Raw genomic sequence first — 21,893 nt, 5'->3', positions numbered from 1 at the left:
AAATAGCCTGCTTATGCGGGCAAATGTAAATGTAAAATAATTAAAATCGTATGGGCCGGTTTGTAGGTTATGCCGGGATGACAAATATCGCGTGGCAAATTGAGCAACAATATTGTAATTTGTAAGATGTTTGTGGGTGGCACTGCATTAACTTTTGGGTCATGAAAAATATGCTTTTACATTATGCTGCCTACAACTACTGGGCTAACCAGCAGTTGGTAAAAGGCTTGCTTAAATTAAAGGAAGAACAGGTAGACCGTGAGCTGGGAGGCGCGCCGGGTAATTTACGTAATGGGGTACATCAGTTGTGGTGCACTGAAAGCTTGTGGTACCAGCGATTGGAACTGGCAGAGAAAACTGCTGATCCTACGGTGGGATTCGGAGGGGATTTTGCCCTGGCCTGCCATAGCTGGCTAAAGCAATCATTGTTGCTGGAAGAGTGGGTACGTAAGGCTGATCCTATGAAGCTAAACCACACTATTGCCTATACGATCAAAAAAAGTGAACATTATAAAATGGCAGTGCAGGAGGTAATTATGCAGGTATGCAATCATAGTACCTTTTACCGTGGGCAGGTAGTATATATGTTACAGTTATTAGGGGTGAATAGAATACCTGTTATGGATTACAGTCGTTTTAAGCCAAAAAAGTAGACTGATTTTATTATTTTTACCAGATTTTTCTGCCTTTAAAATTCCTTTATGAACGCTGCTTCTTTTTATTCTAAAGCCCCCAAGCACTTGGTGGCAGTAGATTGTATCATTTTCGGTTTTGATGAAGGCCGTCTGAAACTGTTGATTATGGAGCGCAAAGTGGCGCCTATGGCTGGAGAATGGTCGCTGGTGGGCGGTTTTGTGCAGGAAAATGAAAGTACAGATGAAGCGGCAGCCCGGGTATTGGTACATACTACCGGCCTGGATGACATTTATATGAACCAGCTGCGTTGTTATGGTGAGGTAGGACGTGATACCGGCGCCCGTGTTATTTCAGTTGCTTATTATGCCCTGATCAGGATTAAGCACCACGACAAGCCATTGGCCAGTGAACATGGTGCACACTGGTTGGAGTTGCATGAAATACCGGAATTGATTTTCGACCATGGTAAAATGATCGAAGATGCCCTGGAAGCGCTGCGCAATAATGCTAAATTCCACCCTATTGGTTTTGAACTGCTGCCAGAGAAATTTACGTTGTCGCAACTCCGTAGCCTATACGAAGAGATTTATCGTAAAACCCTCGATAAACGCAATTTCCGCAAGAAGATATTATCGCTCGATGTAATGGAAAAGCTGGATGAAAAGGATAAAACTTCTTCCAAAAAAGGAGCGCACCTGTACCGCTTTGATCCGGAAAAATATGAAGCCCTGAAACGTAAAGGACTGGTGTTTGAGATCTGACTGGTAAAATGAACAAAATGGATAACAACAGGAACATGAAATAGCGCTAATTTACCCTCTGTTGATTCCATATCATGGTAGGTTTGCGCTATGTGGGCCTTTGGTGCCTGCTACTTGTTCCTCGCCTGTTGTGCGCCCAGCACAATGAAATTACAACTGTTAAGTATGCGTTGCCACATATTACGGATAGTATAAAATATGTGGATGCACTCAATCAGTTGTCGATGTTGTACCTCCCATGCCAACTCGACAGTAGCGGATGGTACGCTAAAGCTGCCAATGAACTTTCAATAAGGATACATGATGGGAAAGGGCAAAGGGAAGCTATGCACAACCTTGGGCGTTATTATACTTTGCGTCCGCATAATTACCTGGCTTTCCTGTTTTACGATAATGCTTTAACGGCCAGTCGCGCTGCCGGTGACTCTACAGGGGTAGTGCTTTCGCTGCTGAATATGGGTAATTGCTACCAATACCAGGGGCAGCATGCAGAAGCGCAACGCTTTGTGAACCGTGCCTTAAAAGTGGCCTGGAAATCAGGTCTTGATTCTCTCCGCGCCTGGGTGCTAACACAATATTACATTATCAACAACGCAGATTCCAATTTACAGGTTATTGCACGGAAAGCCCTGCAACAGGCTATGGCTATCCACCAACGCTACCACAGCCAGATGGGCTTGTTGTATACCCGCCTTTTTAAGGCCCACGAAGCCTTGCTGGCAGGGCAAACGGCAATGGCAGAACAGATCTTGCACGAAGTGATACCTGCTGCTGATAGTGCCGGTTTTAACTATATTTCCATGTATGCCTGCGTGCAGCTGGCCGGTTACCATAGCTGGCAACAGCAGCCGGATTCTTTGCAGCTCCGGCGCAAAGCTGTGGAATATGCGGTAGCAGGCGGTTACGCAGGGTTGCTGCTACCGGTGGTCAATGGCCTGTACGATTGGTGCATACAGCATCATCAATCTGCTGATGCGGCTAAGTATAGCCGCATCGCGCTACAGATTATACAACAGCAGCAAGAAGATCTACAGGCCGGAGAAGCCGATTATCTTTCTTATACGTTTGGCAATGAATGGATGGATTCCCTGCGGCAGGAACATCAATCCCAGTCCCGCTTATTGCAGCATAACATTACAACCAACCGTTTCTGGTACCTCCAGTTGGCCCTTATTACTGCCATCGCCTTATTACTGGCCACTTTACTAATGTACTTTATCCGGGCTTACCGTCTTTCCCATATGAACGTTGCCAGTATGGCTATTCTCCGGGAAGAGATCGGCAAAGGGAACCTTGTATTGCAGGATAGTGATGATTTTAAAAACAAGTTGATCTCTGTGATTGCCCATGACTTCAGAACACCCTTGCACAATATTGTAAACATCACCGGGTTTATCGACGGAAAAACACTCACTGTTCCAGAGGCGGCAGAAATGATCGTGGAAGTAGAGCAAACCGCCTCGGCTACGTTGAAAATGTTTGAAGATATACTGAAATGGATACGCACCCAACTATCCGGCTTTACTTACCATCCGGAGTCACTGTTGCTATCAGCTATGATCAGTACTGCTGAACAGAGCCAACACCGCGATCTTATTGCCAAAGGCATCCGGTTGCGGATAGATATCCCGGTAGGTACAACCGTATTGGCCGATTATGAGATGTTGCAATTTGTACACCGCAACTTTTTGCATAATGCCATTAAATTTTCTCCCGGGAACAGCACGATTACGATTAGCGCTATACGTAAGAACAATGGAATAATGGTAGCCTTTTCTGATGAAGGACCTGGTATTGATGCAATGGTGTTGCCAAAGCTGTTTGCCTGGAGCCGCAAGGCATACGAGCAGGAAAGAAGTAGTAAAGGCGCCGGGTTGGCGCTGATCATCTGCAAAGATTTTATGGATAAAATGAAGGGAAAAATTTGGGCAGAAAACAATGCACAACGAGGTAGCACTTTTTATTACCAGTTGCCAGATGCGCAGCCAACTGTACACCAGCCATGAGCTATATACGTTTTATTTACGGGTTATTTATCGTAGCAGGACTGTTGTATGGCATCCCCAGGGCTTTCGCACAAGGTCCTCAGTTGCCAGGACTGTTACATGAATTGTCTGTACAGCAGGATAGTACCCAATATGTGAATACGTTGGGAAAAATTGGCGCCCTATATATGATGATGAATATCGACAGTTGCTTTCTCTATGCTTTAAAAGAACAGGAAATAGCTGGTCGCATCAGGTATACTAAGGGCATCGCAGATGCTTACGACTTAATGAGCTTTTGTTTTGCATTAAGAACAGATTTCAATATCGCCAGTATTTATGCTTACAGGGCATTACAATTGCACCGGGCCATGTCTGACAGTGCGCGTATTTGTAAAACGCTGAGTAATCTTTATCTCTATTACCGTAACCAGGGTAGGGTGGAAGATGCTAATAATTACTTTTACGAAGCGTTTCAGATGGCTTCCCGGTTGCCCCCTTCCGAAGATTCCATCCATAGTATATTATTAGTGAATTATGTAATGCGTTTTTATAAAGATATTAAACGTAAGGATTCCGTACTATGGGCGTTGCAAACTGCGAGAGCGATTTGTGGGAAATATCCGTGGTCGAGATTGAAATTATACATAGATGCTTATGGTGCCGATAGTTTGGTAAAACAAGGCAGGGGAGCAGCAGCAGAAGCCAGGATTAATGCCCTCGCTGGAGAAGCTTTGCATAGAGGGCTGCCTTATGTGGCGATGGATATTTACAACCGTTTGGAAGATTACCAGCAGATGGGGTATGCCACCGATTCTACCCATTACCGGGTATTGTCTTACCAGTTGGCGAAAGAGGCCGGTTGTGAAGCCTTGAACCTACCCGTACTGGCAGGGCTGTACGATTATTACCAGGCCCAAAAGGATACGGCCAGCATCGGCTATTATAGCCGGGAAGTAATGCGGTTAGCAAAACAGCCGCGTTATCAGCCTGGCTACCAGGTGGTGAACTACATTGATTATTTTTTGAAAGAACAACGTTTGCAGCAATTGGCTCATCTCAACCAGTTGCAGCAACAGCAACTGGAAGTAGTGTTGGCAGATAAGCGGAATAGCCAGCGGGTGTTGGCAGGGGTATTTATTGTAGTATTGTTGCTGGTCATATTATTGTTTAGCCGTTACCGGCATTACCGGTTGGCCCGCTTCCAGGAACAATTGCTGGCAGAAAGTTATGCCGGTATCTCCCTTAAAAATGTGCAGCTAAGGGCCAACGATGAGTTCAAAAATAAGCTGATCACTATTATTGCCAATGATTTCCGGGCGCCTTTGCGTCGCATTTCCAGTATTGCCCAGCGGTTGAAAGAGGAAGATACAGATCCTATCGCCATGACGATATTGATGAAAGATATTGCGGCTGCTTCCGGGAGTACCCTAAGCGTGTTTGATAATATTTTAAAGTGGATACGGTTACAGTTGTCGGGTTTTGTATACGAGGAATTACCCTGCCGGTTATACGATATTACCCAGGCTTTATTGAAGATCACTGCGGGGGCAGCAGCAGAAAAGGCGGTAGTGGTAAAGAACCTGGTGCCACAGGATTTTGTGCTACAGGGGGATGGGGAAATGTTGCATGTAGTGCAGTTACATTTGTTGCGTTTATCGATACAATATGCTTTGCCGGGCAGTTTAGTCATTATTACAGCCTGGGAGGAAAGCGGTGTAGCCTATTTCCGTTTTATGGCAGATGCAGGTCCGGAGGCGGCAGTAATTATAGCTTCCCTGGCGGATTGGCAGCACGATATGTTTGCGTTGAGTTATGCCATTACCAGCGATTTTGTAACCAAAATGAAAGGAACCGTTCAAATAACTGAAAGTGAGGGAAAATACCTGGTATTTACCTGTATGCTGAAGGGCGGGTATGGGGAAAGTTATAATTTATCCGGGCAAATATATCCGCCCGGATAACTATAGCTATATGTCTGTTGAAAATATCTTATTTCCCGAATTTATCGCCGTCGTACGCCCACTTGATATAGCTGGCGCCCCAGGTAAATCCACCTCCAAAAGCAGCCATGATCAGGTTGTCGCCTTTTTTCAGGTGCTTTTCATAGTCCCAGAGGCATAATGGAATAGTGCCGGCTGTAGTGTTACCATAGCGTTGGATATTCATCATTACTTTATCATCTGGTACATCGATGTATTGGGAGGTAGCAGCAATAATGCGTTTGTTGGCCTGATGTGGTACTAGCCAGGCAATATCATCAGCGGTAAGATGGTTACGTACCATGAGGTCTTTCGCTGCTTGTGCCATGTTGGATACGGCATATTTAAACACCATTTTCCCTTCCTGGTACACATAATGTTCGCGGTTGGTCACTGTTTCAATAGAAGCAGGTTTCACAGAGCCGCCGGCTTTCATGTGCAAGTATTCACGGCCATGTCCATCGCTTTTCAGGATGCTGTCTACTACGCCGTAGCCATCTGTGTTAGGCTCCAGCAGCACGCCACCGGCGCCATCGCCAAAAATGATACAGGTAGTTCTGTCGGTATAATCGATAATAGAGCTCATTTTATCAGCTCCAATGATCATTACCTTTTGATAACGGCCACTTTCAATAAAGCGGGCGCCAGTATCCAGCGCATACAGGAAGCCTGAACAGGCTGCACTGATGTCGAAACCGAAAGCATTTTTAGCACCGATTTTATCGGTAACTACGTTAGCAGTGGCGGGGAAGGTCATGTCTGGCGTAACTGTTGCTACGATTAACAGATCTATTTCTTCCGGCGTAATCCCTCTTTTTTTGCAGATTTCCAACGCAACCGGTACACACAGGTCAGATGTCCCTTTTCCTTCTCCTTTCAGTATTCTCCTTTCCGATATGCCCGTCCGGGTTATTATCCAGTCGTTCGTTGTATCTACTAATTTTTCTAATTCCTGGTTGGTTAGGACGTAATCGGGAACATACCCACCCACCGCTGTAATAGCGGCCGTTATTTTATTCATATAAACTAAATATGTGTTTAAAACGAGGCGTAAAAATACGATATAAACGTATATTTCCTAAAAAAGTCAAATATGACGAACTTTAAGGTTGCCAATCCGCTAAAAGTTAGCATCTTTGCGGCGGTCTTCTCAACACATTATTAATCAATTTCCAAAAGTTTACTTAAATTACTGAACCGTTACCTTGTATGATAGCTTATCTGAATGGAAAATTGACCTATAAATCACCGGCGCTAGTGCATTTGGATGTAAATGGAATTGGTTATGAAATACAAATCAGCCTCAATACGTATTCTCGGATACAGGATATGGAGAGTTGTAAATTGTTAACCTTCCTCCAGATAAAAGAAGATGCGCATACTTTATATGGTTTTTTTGAAGAGGCGGAAAGAAGTCTTTTTCTGCTGTTGATCAGCGTTTCCGGTGTAGGTGCCAGTACTGCACGTATGATGTTGTCTTCTCTACAACCTGAAGATGTACAACGTGCTATTATGATGGAAAATGAAAAAATGTTAGAGGGTGTAAAGGGTATTGGCGCGAAAACAGCCAAAAGAATTATTCTGGAGCTGAAAGACAAAGTAAAGAAACATAAGGATACCGGAACACATTTATCTGCCGTTGCAAACAATACAATGCACGAAGATGCGTTAAATGCACTGATAGCTCTTGGTATAGCCCGGAACATGGCCGAATCGGCGATCCAGCGAGTTATGAAAAATGAGCCACTATTGCAAAACTTGGAAGAGCTAATCAAAAAAGCACTGAGAAGTTTATAATTTATAAATAAAATCCTCTATAAAAACCTATTTTTCTTGGCAAGAAAAACATACTATGGTGCTTTTGCCGTGCTAGCAATTGTATCTTTTATCATTTTTGATACTGCCGCTAGGGATCGTTCTGGAAATCTGAAATTATCGGGAAAGAGATGGATGCCGGATGCCACAATTACAGGTCAAACCAAAATCGATACTACTGCAAGAAAAGATACTACCGGAAAAAAAGATACCTTGAAATACCCTCTTCAGGACAGACGAGGCCCTAACATAACTGATAAGGGGTCGGGGGGAGCTATTGACCTGAAAGACCCTGCCAATATAAACAAAACAGTAGATTACGATCCGGTTACCAGGCAATATACTGTTACCGAAAAAGTGGGTAGCCAGTATTACCGTAATCCTACCTACATGAGCTTCGATGATTTCTGGAAGCTGCAAACTACACGTAGTGAACAGGATTATTGGCAAAAAAGAGCCAGCGCCCTGGGCAACCTTAATCAGCGAAGCGACGGGCCTGTTTTGTACAACGGCAATAACCTCTTCGACCGAATTTTTGGCGGTAGCAAGGTAGATATACGCCCACAAGGTAGCCTGGACCTCACTTTTGGCTACCAAGGCCAGAATATCAAAAACCCGGTGCTGGTAGAACAAGCCAGGAAGAACGGTGGTTTCAACTTTGATATGGGCATTAATATGAACGTGGTAGGAAAGATCGGTGATAAACTGAAACTGATCACTAACTATAATACCCAGTCGCAGTTCGATTTTGAGAACCAGGTAAAATTGGAATACACCGGCTATAACGATGAAATTATCAAGAAAATAGAAGCTGGTAATGTTAGTTTCCCCTTGCGTAGCAGTCTGATAACGGGTATACAATCTCTCTTTGGGGTGAAAACCCAACTGCAATTTGGACGCTTAACAGTAACCAGCGTGCTTTCTAACCAAAAATCACAGAAGCAGAACCTCATGCTGAAAGGCGGTACCCAGGTGCAGGACTACAACCTGACAGCCGATCAGTATGAAGATAACCGCCACTTCCTGTTGGCGCAGTTCTTCCGCGATACTTTTAACTATGCAATGTCCAATTTGCCGATTATACGCTCCATGGTGAATATTACCCGCCTGGAAGTATGGGCTACCAATAAAACCGGTGCCACTACCCAAACACGCGATATCGTAGGCTTGATGGACCTGGCAGAGTATAAACCATATAACCCAACTATTCGCGTTAATACCAATTCTAAACTGCCAGACAGAGGTACCAACAACCTGTATGCAAACCTGATCAGCGATCCGGCCAGCCGTAATACCGGAACGGTCGTCAGCAGGTTGCTGGCGTTAGGACTACAGCCCGTTTCAGAATTTGAGAAAACTTTTGCCCGTAAGCTCGACTCTACCGAATATACCTATAACAAGCAACTGGGTTTCATCTCCCTGAACCAACAACTGCAACCCGATGAGGTACTGGCGGTTGCTTACCAGTATACCTACAATGGAAGGGTATACCAGGTGGGGGAATTTTCGCAGGATGTGCCGCCAGACCAGAACAATAGCGCCAATCAGCCTGTGTTGTTCCTGAAGCTCCTGAAAGCCACTGCTGCCCGTCCTTCTTTGCCGATCTGGGACCTGATGATGAAAAATATCTATTCTACCGGCGCCTTTGCGGTGAACAAAGAGGATTTCCGGATGGATGTGTACTATAAAGATCCCGGCGCCGAAGGCAGGCCCCCCAGCGATAAACGCTACCTTCCTGATGCCAGAGGTAATTATGAGGGTGCCCCTATTATAACCATCCTTAACCTGGACCGTCTCAACAACCAGTTAGACCCGCAGCCGGATGGCATTTTTGACTACGTAGAAGGGTATACGATCAATTCCCAGATGGGGAAGATCATGTTCCCGGTGCTGGAGCCCTTTGGCGATGGTCTGAAAAAAGCTTTTGGCGGGAATGCCAGCCTGGAGAAACAATATCTCTACAGTATTTTGTATGACTCTATCAAGGTAGTGGCCCAGCAGTTCCCACAACTGAACCGCTATGTGATAAGGGGTTCCTATAAATCGGCCAGTTCCTCAGAAATTAGCCTGGGAGCAGGTACCATTCCCCCGGGATCGGTAACCGTAACTGCAGGAGGACAACAATTACGGGAAAACGTTGACTACATCATCGATTATAACCTCGGCAGACTGAAAATCATTAATGGCGGGATCTTGAATTCTGGTGTGCCCATCAACGTCCAGTTCGAAAACGATGCGATGTTCGGCCAGCAGGTACGTAATTACTTTGGTACCCGCCTGGATTATACCGTGAATGATAAATTAAGTCTTGGTGGTACTGTGGTGCGCATGAGCGAACGGCCCTATTACCAAAAGGTGAACTACGGGGAAGACCCGATTAAAAACACCATGGTGGGCTTCGATGCTAACTACGCTTCTGAATGGAAGGGATTGAACCGCTTCCTCGATAAACTGCCCAACTATACCAGTACTTCGCCTTCCAATATCCTGTTTACCGGTGAGGTGGCCCGTTTATTTCCCGGGCACAGTAAGCTGGTAAACGAACCCGGCAGCAAACAGGGAACTGCTTATATCGATGATTTTGAAGGTGTACAGAGCGACTATGACCTGAAATTTCCGGCTACCAACTGGGCATTGGCTTCTACGCCTAAAGGCGCTACCGATGCTGGCGGCAGGATATTGTTCCCTGAAGCCGATGCCGGTAGTTCCTTTGACTATGGTAAAAACAGGGCAAAGCTGGCCTGGTACATCATTGAGCCTACTTTACAAATACCTAAGTCGCCCAACCTGCCTTCCGGTATTTCCCTGGATGATCAGTCAGATCCACGCGTAAGGCTGGTGTACCAAAAAGAAGTGTTCAAAAATAAGTCTACCGACTTTGGGCAAAGCCAATTAAGTACCCTTGACCTGGCTTATTATCCACAGGAAAGAGGTCCGTATAACTTTACAAATGCCACAGGCAGTATGGACCGCAATGGCAGATTAACCAGCCCCCAAAACAAATGGGGTGGTATTATGCGGGCTATTGATAACAGTGATTTCGAAACTGCCAATATAGAATATATTGAATTCTGGATACAGGATCCTTTTATCCTGAATTCCAGTAGTACCGGCGGTTCCCTGTATTTTAACCTGGGAGATGTATCGGAAGATATCCTGAAGGATTCAAAGAAATTCTTTGAAAATGGTATGCCCGATCCCAATAAAGACCCTAATAAGGTCGATTCATCCAGATGGGGCCGCCAGCCGAAGTTTCAACAGCAGATCACCCAGGCATTCGATAACGACGTAAACATCCGTAGCTACCAGGATGTGGGATATGATGGTCTGAAATCGCAGGACGAAGCAGCCTTTTTTAAAGGGTATCTGGACACATTGAGTATGAACTATGGCGGTAGCCCCGTATTGGCCCATGCCATGCAAGACCCGGCCAACGACGACTATAAACATTACCGCGATCCACAATACAATGGGTTACCCATCCTGCAACGCTATAAAAACTACAGCAATCCCGAAGGGAACTCCCCGGTGGCCGACCCTAAGTCGCAATACTCCTCTGCCGCTACTAATATTCCGGAATCAGAAGACCTGAACAAGGATAACACGATGAATGAAAATGAATCGTATTTCCAGTACCGGGTAGACCTGAAACCCAATATGCAAGTAGGCAGCAACTTTATTGTGGATAAAGTAGATGCTGATGTAACCTTAGCTAATAATAAACATACCACAGAAACCTGGTACCAGTTTAAAATACCGATCAACCAGTTTAATGCGAAAGTGGGAGGCATTGCCGATTTTAAATCCATCCGCTTTATGCGTATGTTCCTCACCAACTTCTCTGATTCTGTAGTAGTGCGCTTTGCAGCCTTGTCGCTGGTGCGCAGCCAGTGGCGTCGTTACATGTATGAGCTGCAACCAGGCGATCCTATTCCGTTGGATAACACCACTACTTTTAATTCTTCTGCTGTAAATATTGAAGAAAATTCTTCCCGTACGCCTATTCCTTATGTGCTGCCTCCGGGAGTAGTAAGGCAAAATACTATCAGCACCAACAATACCAGCCTGCAGTTAAATGAGCAATCACTATCTGCCCAGGTTTGTAATCTGCAGGATGGCGAGATCCGTGCTTTGTACAAAACGTTGAACATGGATATGCGGCAGTACAAGCGTTTACAGATGTACATGCACGCCGAGGCAACAGGAGCAGCCACCGCATTGAAAGATGGGCAAGTACAGGCAGTGATCCGTATCGGTAGCGATTTTGTAAGCAACTATTACGAGTACCGCATCCCGTTGAAGGTAACCGACTGGAATGGACCTAAAACACCACAGGACATTTGGCCGGAACGCAATAATATGGACCTGCTGATGTCTGAACTGAGTGCATTGAAACAGAAGCGTAATATGTGCGATTCCTGTTCTCCATTGCTGCCTTATCCGCAGGTGCCGGTAGCCGACAAATATGGCAACTTCATGTCGGTGGTAGGTAACCCGAGCCTGGGAGATGCCCGCACCATGATGATTGGTGTGATGAACCCTAAAGATGATGGCCAGCCGAAATGTGCGGAAGTATGGTTCGATGAACTGCGTTTGGCCGATTTCGATGAAAAGGGCGGGTATGCGGCCTTAGGAAGGGTAGACATACAACTTTCCGACCTGGGTACTATTTCGGTTTCGGGTAATATGCACACCGCAGGATTTGGTAATATAGATCAGCGGGTAAATGACCGCTTTAAGGATAATTTCTTGCAATACGATGCTGCCGCCAACCTCGACCTGGGTAAACTGCTGCCAAAGAAAGTAGGTATTTCCATTCCCGTATATGCCGGGTATTCACAATCGGCCAGTAACCCCGAATTTGATCCTTATGATTTGGATATTAAGCTGAAAGACAAGATTGCTCTGGCCAGAACACGGACAGAGAAGGATTCTATCCGGAAAAATGCCCAGGACTTTACTTCCATTACCAGTTTGAACTTTACCAACGTTCGAAAAATAAATATGGGCATGGGCAGTAAGAAACGACATCTATGGGATCTGGAGAATTTTGATGTTAGTTATTCTTTTTCCCAGATACTGCGCCATAACCCACTGATCCAGAATGATTTACTTACTAAACATCGGGGTGGCTTGGGCTACAATTTTGCTGGCCAGCCACATTACCTGGAGCCATTTAAACGACTGATCGGCAGCAAGTCGCATTGGTTGGATCTGATCCGCGATTTCAACGTCAATTATGTACCGTCTATTCTGAGCTTCCGGGCAGATATTGCCAGACAGTTTGGCGCTACCCGTGTGCGTAACGTGGGAGGGGATTTGAAATACCAGCTGCCGGAAACTTATAATAAATATTTCACCTTCGACCGGTATTATACCTTGAAGTGGGATTTTACAAAAAGCATCAATTTCGAGTTTAACGCAGTGAACAGTGCACGTATAGATGAGCCCAACGGCCCATTGGATAACCCAGCCCAGAAGGACACCGTGCGCCGGAACTTCTTCAAAGGCGGGCGTACTACTAACTATACGCACAATGCTAACTTCACGTATACATTGCCGACGGCAAAGTTCCCAGCCTTTAACTGGACGAACATATCATTCGGTTATAGTACCACGTATACCTGGACCGGTGCTTCCCAATTGGCGCTCTACCTGGGTAACGCCATAGAGAACAGCCAGCAGAAAACCCTCGTAGCCGAATTCAGGTTCACCGACCTCTACAATAAATCGAAGCTATTACGGGCCATCAATGCACGAAAACCAGCTAACAATAATCAGAATAATAATAAGTCAGGCGCTAATAATAAACAACAGCAGCAACAGCCGCAGATATCCTCTGATGATATATCCCCCTGGGTAAAAGGTTTATTGAAGCCATTGACCATGCTGAAACGTGTTGGATTTAACTATAACGAAAATGCCGGTACCCGCTTGCCAGGTTATATAGACAGCACTAAGGTACTGGGTATGAACTGGGCTACTATGTCGCCAGGAGCTAATTTTGTACTCGGATATCAGCCGGATAGAAAGTGGTTCGACAATTTTGCAGCGAAAGGCCTGATCACGCCGGACACTACCTTCAATATACAGGCCCAGCAACAATTTACCCAGAGATGGGACTTGCAGGCGCAATTGGAGCCGGTGAACGACCTGCGTATTGATCTTAACATGACCAAGTCGTTTACTAAAACGCATACAGAGCTTTTTAAGAACCTGACAGACCCAACAGACTACCAACACCTGAGCCCATACGATGCCGGTGGTTTTGAGATAACTTATATCGCTATTAAGACCATGTTTGGCCAGATCAATACCTCTGATGGGGTATCCCAGACTTTCCGCAATTTTGAGTCTTATCGTAACGCTATTTCGAAAAGGTTGGGCGCTATTAACCCTTACAATAGAGACCCGGGCGTTCCGGCTACCGATCCAAAAGATCCTACTTATGCGTATGGTTATACCCGTTATGCACAGGATGTATTGATACCGGCCTTCCTGGCAGCATATACAGGAAGCGATCCTAGTAAGGTAGGGTTGATGAAAGAAGGGAATGATAATGTGAAAAGTAACCCTTTCAGTAATTATGTGCCTAAGCCTAACTGGAGCCTTACTTACAATGGGTTAACGAAACTGGAACCTTTCCGCTCTTTCCTGACCAATTTTACGATCAGGCATGCATATACCGGATCATTGAGCATGAACTCTTATAATACATCTATGTATTTTGAAGATCCACGTTTAGCTGGTTATCCTTCCTTTAGGGACACAGTGTCTGGTAACTACTATCCTTATTTTGTAGTACCTAACCTTACCCTTACAGAAGCCTTCTCTCCGCTGATCGGAATAGACCTTACTTTTGTGAATAGTCTGAATGCACGGTTTGAATTCAGGAAGAGCCGCTCTCTCAGCCTGAGCCTGATTGATTACCAGCTCACAGAGATACGTTCCAGTGAAATTATTATCGGCGGTGGCTATCGCATCAGGGGAGTACAATTACCATTCTCCCTTAATAAGAACGGTGGTAAGAAATTGCAGAACGATGTGAATATGCGCCTGGATCTGAGCTTCCGTAACGACCTTACCGCCAATAATCGCCTGGATGCCGATTTGTCTATACCAACTACCGGACAAAAAGTAATAGGGATTTCACCATCGATCGATTATGTAGTGAATAACCGGTTAAATCTCCGCTTCTTCTACGACCGGAGGCAAACTATTCCGGCTATTTCCTCTTCCTACCCGATTACGAGTACAAGTGGAGGTGTCACCTTCCGGTTTGTATTATCGCAATAACAACCACACTCAGGATACTATACTAACAACGGGGTTGCCTACAACAGGTAACCCTGTTGTATTTTTAGCAGATTGGAGATAGTTAGGATAAATATATCAGTATTTTTACCCCATATTTATTTCTTTTTTGCCGGTATTGGGATAGATAGTATTCCATGTTTTTTCCCTAGTTTTGCCGCGTGAAATTCATTCCCATTATATGCATTTTTCTAGGTCTTTTGCTGCAGAACTTCAGCAAAAGCATGATCGTTATGCAGTTTGAGGTGAATCAGTCGTATATCGCCAAAGAACTTTGTGAGAATAGGAGCAAGCCACAAATGCATTGTAACGGGCGTTGTCATCTTAGAAAAGAGCTGGACAGAGATGCTCAGCAGGAAAAAAATAATAATAACGGTAAAGATAAATACGAAGTAATGTTTGTAGAATCGATACTGACGTTTGATGTTTCACACGGTTATACTAATCATATTACTTTTTCTTCTTTTTATAAGGACCCCTATCTTCCTACCTGGGTAAATACTATTTTCCATCCGCCACAGCGGATAGTTTCCTGATATTATCCTCCTCATTACTTCCTGATTGATGCTATTCGCTACCAGCGAATGGTTAACTTATTACGTATATGAAACAATGTTGTTTACTCATCATTGCGTGTATCGCTGCGTATAGCAGTTATGCACAGCAATTGCATGGGCGCATAGCTGATGCCCAAACCAAAGAAGCTTTGTCTGGTGTGAGTGTAAGATTATTGCATGCTTCAACAGGCTGCAATACCAATGCACAAGGCAGATACGAATTGGCTGCTACTACCACCGATTCTATAGAAGTATCCTATATAGGTTATATTTCCCGGCAACTGCCAGTTGCTGCTGTGGCTCATATGCCACTCATCTATCTGCAGCCAGGCGCTATGCATCTCAATGAGCTGATCGTATCTTCTTCCCGCGATAAACAGCCACGTTCAGAAGCGCCGGTTGCCATCAGTACAATATCGCCACAAATGTTGAATGAAGCCAAACCCACTACGCTAGACCAGGTATTGAATAAAGTAAGCGGGGTGTATATGGTAGATCTGGGCAGTGAGCAGCATACTATGGCGATCCGGCAGCCCATTGGTTATAAAAGCCTGTTCCTTTATCTGGAAGACGGTATTCCTATCCGTACTGTGGGAGACTTTAACCACAATGCCCTGATAGAAATTAATATGGCGGCCCTGAGAAATATAGAAGTGATCCGCGGTCCGGCTTCTTCTCTGTATGGCAGTGAGGCAGTGGGTGGCGCTATTAATTTTATTACAGCCGCTCCCACCTTAGTGCCTACTGCTAAAGTACAACTCGAAGGCAGCAACTGGGGTTATAAAAGAGCAGATTTTAGCGTGTCTAACACTGAAAAAAAGGTAGGCTTTATAGTGAGCGGCTATTATGCCGATCAGCGCAATGGCTATATGGATCACAGTGATTTTCACAAGTTGGCGTTAACAGCCAGAGTAGACAATCAGATCAATGAAAAGAATAAGTGGACCAATGCCGCAACATTGATCAATTATAAAACGGATCAAACCGGCGGCCTCGACAGCGCCCATTTCTTTGCTAAAGATTACCGTAATTTCCAGACTTTCACCTACCGGGGAGTAAACGCTTTGCGTATACGTAGTACACTGGAACATGAATGGAACAATAATAACCATACCAGTTTTACAGCTTTCTTCAGGAATAATACCATCCGGCAAAATCCTTTTTATGCGATACAAGATATTCCTGGTACTCAAAAAGCCAATGGCCAAATCAATAGCGATGGTTTCAATAGCTATGGTATTATCGTTCAGCATAAAAAACAGTTCAATTGGAAGAAGGCGGCCTGGATTACCGGCATCAGCACAGATTACAGCCCTGCTACTTATGTAGCTAATTATATTGATATCACGAAAGATATTGCCGGATATTACGCCAGTTACCAGTCTACCGATTCTTTACTTACCGACTATCGCGTAGGGTTGCTGAATAGTGCCATATATACGCAATTTGAATTGACGCCGATAGAAAAGATGAAGGTGGTAGCCGCTTTGCGGTACGATCGGATGGACTATCATTTCATGAACCAGTTGATGCCATCTGCTTATACCGGTGCACCCAGTGAACGGAATAATTTTAATGCGCTTACGCCTAAAGTGGGCCTTACATACAACCTGCACAAGAAAAGGGGCATATATGCCAATTACAGTATAGGATTTGAGCCGCCAAATATTTCAGACCTGTATACAGGAGTGAAGGTACCGGTATTGAAACCTGCTACTTATTATAACTATGAACTGGGCGGTTGGTTTAGCTTTGATCATAGTAGAGGAGATGCAGATGTAAGCCTTTACCGTATGCATGGCAGCAACGAAATTGTAAGCGTAAGAGATGCAAATGGTATGTATGTAAACCGTAATACTGGCGCTACGCTGCATAGCGGCATAGAGTGGAACATAAAATATAATCCCTTACCAGGTATCTTTATCCGCAGCAGTGGTACATATGCTTCGCATATATTTAAAGCGTACACCGATGGCAGTAAAGTATATAATAACAACGAAATGAATGGCGCACCGAAGTGGATCACTAATGCAGAAATTACCTGGAAACCGGCGTTGTTGAAAGGATGTAGGATCGGTGGCGAATGGCAGCATATTAGCCAGTATTATATGGACCCTGCCAATACTTCCCGCTATGGAGGTTATGATCTGTTTAATGCCCGTGCAGGGTATGCTTTTAAAGGATTTGAATGCTGGTTGAATAGTATGAATATCGGAGATAAATTATATGCCACCACAGCAGAAAAATCTGCTTATGGAAAAACATACCGGGTAGGTTCCCGGCAAACTTTCAATTTCGGTGTAGCTTATACATTCACTGGTAAAAACTGATCACATGAAACAGGTTACTATATTAATGATATTGTTAACGGTATTGTCTTGCCGGCAAAAGGAAGTGGTAAACGGTAAAGTACAGGTGATATCTCATGAAGGAAAGGATGCTTCCTGTCCGTTTATTACCCATGATGCAACAGGGAATATGGTGGTAAGTTGGGTGGAGCAGGATGGGAGTGCAGCAAGTGGGCACATGTATTATGCAGTATCTAACGACAATGGTTATACGTTTGCAAATCCTGTTATGATTCCTACTTCTGAGGGAGTGTTCTCGCATGATGAAAATCTTCCCAAGCTGTTGTTCAAACCGGATGGGGAAGTGTTAGCCCTGTTTGGAGTAGCGGCTAATGATGAAAGGAATAAGTATGCAGGTAAAGTAATGTATACGCAATCGTTGGATGGAGGCAGGTTGTGGCAGCCTGCCAGGCCGTTGGTTACAGATACGGCAGGTTACGATCAGCGTTATTTTGATATGGCTTTATTGCCTGGAGGGGAAGTGGCGGCAATCTGGCTGGATAATCGTACAACCACGGCAGCAGAAGGGGCTGCTTTGTACTATGCTGTTACGCAGCAACACGAGGGGTTTCAACAGGCCAAGACGGTATCGGCTACCGTATGCCAGTGCTGCCGTACTAAAATGTATGTAGCGCCTGATGGTGATATTCACCTGGCTTATCGTAAGATTATTAACGATTCTATCAGGGATATGGTACATCAGGTGTCTGTTGATGGCGGTAAAACTTTTTCGGCACCGGTGCGTATCAGCGCTGATAACTGGGTGGTAAACGGTTGCCCGCATACCGGGCCTACGCTTACTGCCAACAGCCAGGGATTGCACTTTGCCTGGTTTACTATGGGAGGCGGTCAGGGTGTTTTTTATTGTCGCTCTGTTGATAACGGCAATACCTATACGCAAAAAGAATCATTGAGCAGATCTCCTATGGCCAAGCATCCCCAGATGACCACCATTCATGACCAGGTGCTGGTGGTATGGGATGAGCCAGTAAAATGGGGAAATGATTTCAATAACAGAATAGGTTTTCAATATAAATCGGCTGAGGGTAATACCATAAAGGAAGGTATCCTAACAAATGACAGCAGTTATGCGAATTTTCCGGTATTAACAGCAGCAAGTGGTCATACAGCGCTGATGGCTTACAAACGGAGGAATGGGGATCATAGCGAAGTGGTAGTACAGGTATTGGATTTGCCCTGATGTAGGAAAGAAATTGGGATTTAGATAGCAGCTATCTAAATCCCAATAGCAAAAAGTTTACTCAGCTATAGCCAAAAGAAAAGCCTTTATCTCTGCTCCAATCTTTTCGCGATGCCCATCGGCCGTAGTTGCTCTTTTGGGAGCTGCCAAAATAGAAGCGCCATCCTTCTTTCCACCTGGGATAGTACAGACGCAGCAAGTACATAGTGATAAATGTAAGCATAGGGATATGGTTTTCAAGTTCAGGATAGTTGTATTGGTATCGTCTCAACCAATAACACGGCATATGGGTGATATATATTATCGTTTCCAAATATAAAAACTATACCTAAAGCATGAAATCACATCAATGTGTTATTTTTTATCGATATAATAAGCGTTGGCTTGCTGTAAAGGCGTCATAACCAGGTCGTTGATACAAACATGCGGTGGCAGGGTACTGCAATAGTATACAACATCCGCCACATCCTGGGCGGTGAGGGGAATAAAGCCTTTATATACTTCTTTAGCCTTATCCTCATCTCCCTTGAACCTTACCAATGAAAACTCAGTTTCTGCAGCGCCGGGGTGGATGGCTGTTACCTTTATGCGATGAGGCAACAGATCTATCCGCATACCCTGAGAAATTGCATCTACCGCGGCTTTGGTAGCACAGTACACATTGCCTTTGGCATATACCAGTTTGGCGGCAGTAGAGCCTATGTTGATAATATGGCCGGTAGTGCGTGCGCGCATCCAGGGGATAACGGTACGGGATACGTATAAGAGGCCTTTGATGTTAGTATCTATCATGGCGTCCCAATCGTTGGTATCGCCTTCGTCGATGGTGCTTAAGCCTGCGGCGAGGCCTGCATTATTCACAAGGACATCAATTTTTTGCCATTCTTCCGGAATATTGCCCAGTATTTTTGTTACTTCTTCCTGCTTGCTTACATCAAAGTTCAGTGCCAGTACATTTACGCCAAATTCTTGTGTCAGTTGTGTTTTTAAAGCATCCAGCCTTTCTTTACGGCGACCGGTAATGATTACATCATACCCTTTACCAGCATATGTGGTAGCACATGCCTGGCCAAAACCGGCAGTAGCGCCAGTAATAAGAACAATTCCCATGAGACGTAATTTTTGTGCAAGTTAATAAGGTTCATCGTATCAGGGCAACGAATCCTTTTTTTGAGATTTCTTTGCCATTATAATCGGTGCCTTGCAATATCCAGATGTAGGTATCTACCGGAGCCGGTTTGCCTTTGTAGGTGCCATCCCATCCGGCGCGGAAGTCGGTAGAGGAATAGATTTCAGCGCCCCAGCGGTTGAAGATGCGGAAGAATTTGTAATTAGTGATCCCCACAGGAATAAAATGGAAATAATCGTTTTGTCCATCTCCATTAGGAGTAAATGCTGTAGGTACATAAATATCGGGACCGGTGTAATATTTCACATTTATAGTATCGGTTCCTATGCATCCTTGGGGGTTAGATACCTGTAATACATAGGAAATATCCTGATTGTAATTGAGTACCGGGTGGGCAATCGAAGGATCGCTTAACCCGTCTGTTGGCGTCCAGGAATAGAAGTCGCCGCCGCTGCCCTGTAGGATCATTGTTTGTCCTTTGGCTAGTATGGTATCGTTACCGGCAAAAGGATTTACACCGTATACCTGCAAGCTTTGGGTAACGGTTTTTTCGCATTGTTTGTCGGTAAGTACCGTCAATGAAATCGTATAGGTATCTTCTTTAGTAAATATATGTTGTTGTGTACGTTGCAGGGCGGAAGTTTCCAGGCTGTCTGCTCCCCCGAAATCCCAGCGTAGGCTGGTAATGTTGCCGTAGCTATAGGAAGAGGTATCGTTTAGTTGTACCGGCAAACCTTTACAGGCGCCTTCCAGGGTAAAGCCGACCTTTAAGCCCGGGTAGTTGTTAATAATCCCGGTGGTGCTGTCGGTGCAGTTAAGGCCGGGATTTACTACCAGTTTTACTTTATAAGTACCAGAATCAGGATATTGATGATAAAACATGGTTTTGTCGTTGGTAAGGGTGTCTGTACCGTCGCCAAAAGTCCAGTAATAAGTGGAGGTAAAGCCGGATACGCTGGAATTGGAGATGGGTATCAGGAAGGAGGGATCTGTGGTACAGTTATTCAGTACTGGTGGAAAACCTGCTGTAATCTTGGTCTGACAGTTAAATACAGTGAGCAGGATATCCTTGCTGTGGGTACCCAGAAATTGTTTTGTCGTCCGGTCGTATTCATCTACGCATACTGTGACTACGTATTTACCGGGCTGATTGGGGGTGCAGGAAATCAGCCCTTTATTTGAAATTGTGATACCCGGGCTGCCTCCCATAGGATTGTCGCCAGAGAAAGGCGGTATATACCTTACCATGGTATTATAGGGCGGCGGAGTGGTAGAGTTGCCTTCATTACTATCGGTGCCATCAGTGAGTGCATTACAGAGGTGATAGGTAAGGCTGTCGCCATCTTCGTCGTAGGCGGCATAATCCAGGGTGAAAGGCATGGTATTGCAAATAACAATAGCCGTGTCTTTGCTGAAATAGGCGCTATTGTTATTAGGCCTTGATTCTATACCTGGAATAACGGTATAATAAGTAGAGCCTTCATGTTCTGAATCATAGATGTTATTGAGCCGTTCGCCACGGCAGCAGCGTTGTGAGGAAATGTAATAACCGCCAGCTACTGGCGCTAGTTCTACAACGGCGGTATAAAAAGCAACTTCCAGGTGCTGGGCTTGCGGTGCCAGGCAAGGGTTTTTAAGGGTATCTATCAGGGGTATGGTATGATCCATATAAAGGTAAACAGAAGATAGCACCCTGGTGCCGTTAGCTGTAAAAACATTCGCCGTAACAGGGTTCTCAAATCTGTCGATACAGCCTTGCCGGTCGCCGCAGGTAAAGTCTGCGTCGCGATATAATTTAAGTGTGATGAGATAACGGTAGCGGGTATTATCTCCGTTCATTCCTAGTGTCTTATAATAAATTTCGCCACCAATAATGTGGTATCCAGCTGCGAGGAAAGGGAACAAACAGCAACTCAACACCAGTAATACTGCTCTCTTCATGATGGGGTGGTACTGCTCTCTTAATTTAACAAAAAAAGGGCAGATCCGGTTCAACCAAATGTGCTTTAACTTATCAGGATGACCGTTTTTTGACGCTCGCAGGGTTTACCGTTGGGATGTTGCAGTTAATGCGGCGTATTAGCGTACCGGTAAGACGAATTGGTGATCGTATTGGCGTTATAGTGGTAGGGCTGCATCAGCGTTTGAACGCGTGCCATGTCCGT

13 protein-coding genes are annotated in these 21,893 nt (G+C 44.9%); 9 read left to right on the top strand and 4 right to left on the bottom strand.

Going from position 1 to position 21,893, the window contains the following annotated elements:
* Positions 1 to 161 precede the first annotated feature (161 nt).
* The 4 genes from ACDQ55_RS00160 to ACDQ55_RS00145 all read left to right on the top strand — a co-directional run bounded on the left by ACDQ55_RS00160 (position 162) and on the right by ACDQ55_RS00145 (position 5,346).
* Positions 162 to 653 (top strand): DinB family protein, encoded by a 492-nt coding sequence (locus ACDQ55_RS00160; RefSeq protein WP_420978973.1) that lies wholly within the window; start codon positions 162 to 164, stop codon positions 651 to 653.
* Positions 654 to 701: 48 nt separating this feature from the next.
* Entirely contained in the window at positions 702 to 1,397 is a 696-nt protein-coding gene (locus tag ACDQ55_RS00155; RefSeq protein ID WP_420978972.1) for an NUDIX hydrolase, read from the top strand.
* Between the two features lie 224 nt (positions 1,398 to 1,621).
* Positions 1,622 to 3,403 (top strand): ATP-binding protein, encoded by a 1,782-nt coding sequence (locus ACDQ55_RS00150; RefSeq protein ID WP_420978971.1) that lies wholly within the window; start codon positions 1,622 to 1,624, stop codon positions 3,401 to 3,403.
* Positions 3,400 to 5,346, top strand: coding sequence for a sensor histidine kinase (locus ACDQ55_RS00145; RefSeq protein WP_420978970.1), 1,947 nt, complete (start codon positions 3,400 to 3,402; stop codon positions 5,344 to 5,346). Before ACDQ55_RS00150 ends, ACDQ55_RS00145 begins: the two co-directional genes overlap by 4 nt.
* Before the next feature lie 28 nt (positions 5,347 to 5,374).
* On the opposite strand, the gene ACDQ55_RS00140 is transcribed toward ACDQ55_RS00145, so the two are convergent.
* Complete coding sequence (locus ACDQ55_RS00140) at positions 5,375 to 6,385, bottom strand: beta-ketoacyl-ACP synthase III (protein WP_420978969.1); 1,011 nt, start codon at positions 6,383 to 6,385, stop codon at positions 5,375 to 5,377.
* A 188-nt stretch (positions 6,386 to 6,573) separates the two neighbouring features.
* Between ACDQ55_RS00140 and ruvA the strand changes: the two genes are divergently transcribed.
* From ruvA to ACDQ55_RS00115, 5 genes are all read left to right on the top strand, one after another.
* The gene (ruvA, locus tag ACDQ55_RS00135; protein WP_420978968.1) at positions 6,574 to 7,161 is read left to right on the top strand and encodes a Holliday junction branch migration protein RuvA; all 588 of its coding nucleotides are present in this window, start codon (positions 6,574 to 6,576) and stop codon (positions 7,159 to 7,161) included.
* Between the two features lie 36 nt (positions 7,162 to 7,197).
* Entirely contained in the window at positions 7,198 to 14,475 is a 7,278-nt protein-coding gene (sprA, locus tag ACDQ55_RS00130; protein ID WP_420978967.1) for a cell surface protein SprA, read from the top strand.
* Between the two features lie 251 nt (positions 14,476 to 14,726).
* Positions 14,727 to 15,029, top strand: coding sequence for a hypothetical protein (locus ACDQ55_RS00125; RefSeq protein WP_420978966.1), 303 nt, complete (start codon positions 14,727 to 14,729; stop codon positions 15,027 to 15,029).
* A 68-nt stretch (positions 15,030 to 15,097) separates the two neighbouring features.
* Positions 15,098 to 17,380 carry a TonB-dependent receptor gene (locus ACDQ55_RS00120; RefSeq protein WP_420978965.1) on the top strand — a complete coding sequence of 761 codons (2,283 nt, stop codon included), beginning with the start codon at positions 15,098 to 15,100 and terminating at the stop codon, positions 17,378 to 17,380.
* 4 nt (positions 17,381 to 17,384) lie between these two features.
* Positions 17,385 to 18,599, top strand: coding sequence for a sialidase family protein (locus ACDQ55_RS00115; protein ID WP_420978964.1), 1,215 nt, complete (start codon positions 17,385 to 17,387; stop codon positions 18,597 to 18,599).
* Positions 18,600 to 18,660: 61 nt separating this feature from the next.
* Here the strand turns inward: ACDQ55_RS00115 and ACDQ55_RS00110 are convergent, their stop codons facing one another.
* The 3 genes from ACDQ55_RS00110 to ACDQ55_RS00100 all read right to left on the bottom strand — a co-directional run bounded on the left by ACDQ55_RS00110 (position 18,661) and on the right by ACDQ55_RS00100 (position 21,669).
* On the bottom strand, positions 18,661 to 18,822 hold the full coding sequence (locus tag ACDQ55_RS00110; RefSeq protein WP_420978963.1) for a hypothetical protein: 162 nt from the start codon (positions 18,820 to 18,822) through the stop codon (positions 18,661 to 18,663).
* A 131-nt stretch (positions 18,823 to 18,953) separates the two neighbouring features.
* The gene (locus ACDQ55_RS00105; protein ID WP_420978962.1) at positions 18,954 to 19,709 is read right to left on the bottom strand and encodes an SDR family NAD(P)-dependent oxidoreductase; all 756 of its coding nucleotides are present in this window, start codon (positions 19,707 to 19,709) and stop codon (positions 18,954 to 18,956) included.
* A 31-nt stretch (positions 19,710 to 19,740) separates the two neighbouring features.
* Entirely contained in the window at positions 19,741 to 21,669 is a 1,929-nt protein-coding gene (locus ACDQ55_RS00100) for a PKD domain-containing protein (RefSeq protein ID WP_420978961.1), read from the bottom strand.
* Positions 21,670 to 21,893: the final 224 nt, after the last annotated feature.

Source organism: Chitinophaga sp. 30R24 (genome assembly GCF_049056765.1).
Taxonomy (GTDB): domain Bacteria; phylum Bacteroidota; class Bacteroidia; order Chitinophagales; family Chitinophagaceae; genus Chitinophaga.
The sequence above is the reverse complement of the archived record's forward strand: the minus strand, read 5'-3'. Positions and strand labels throughout refer to the sequence as shown.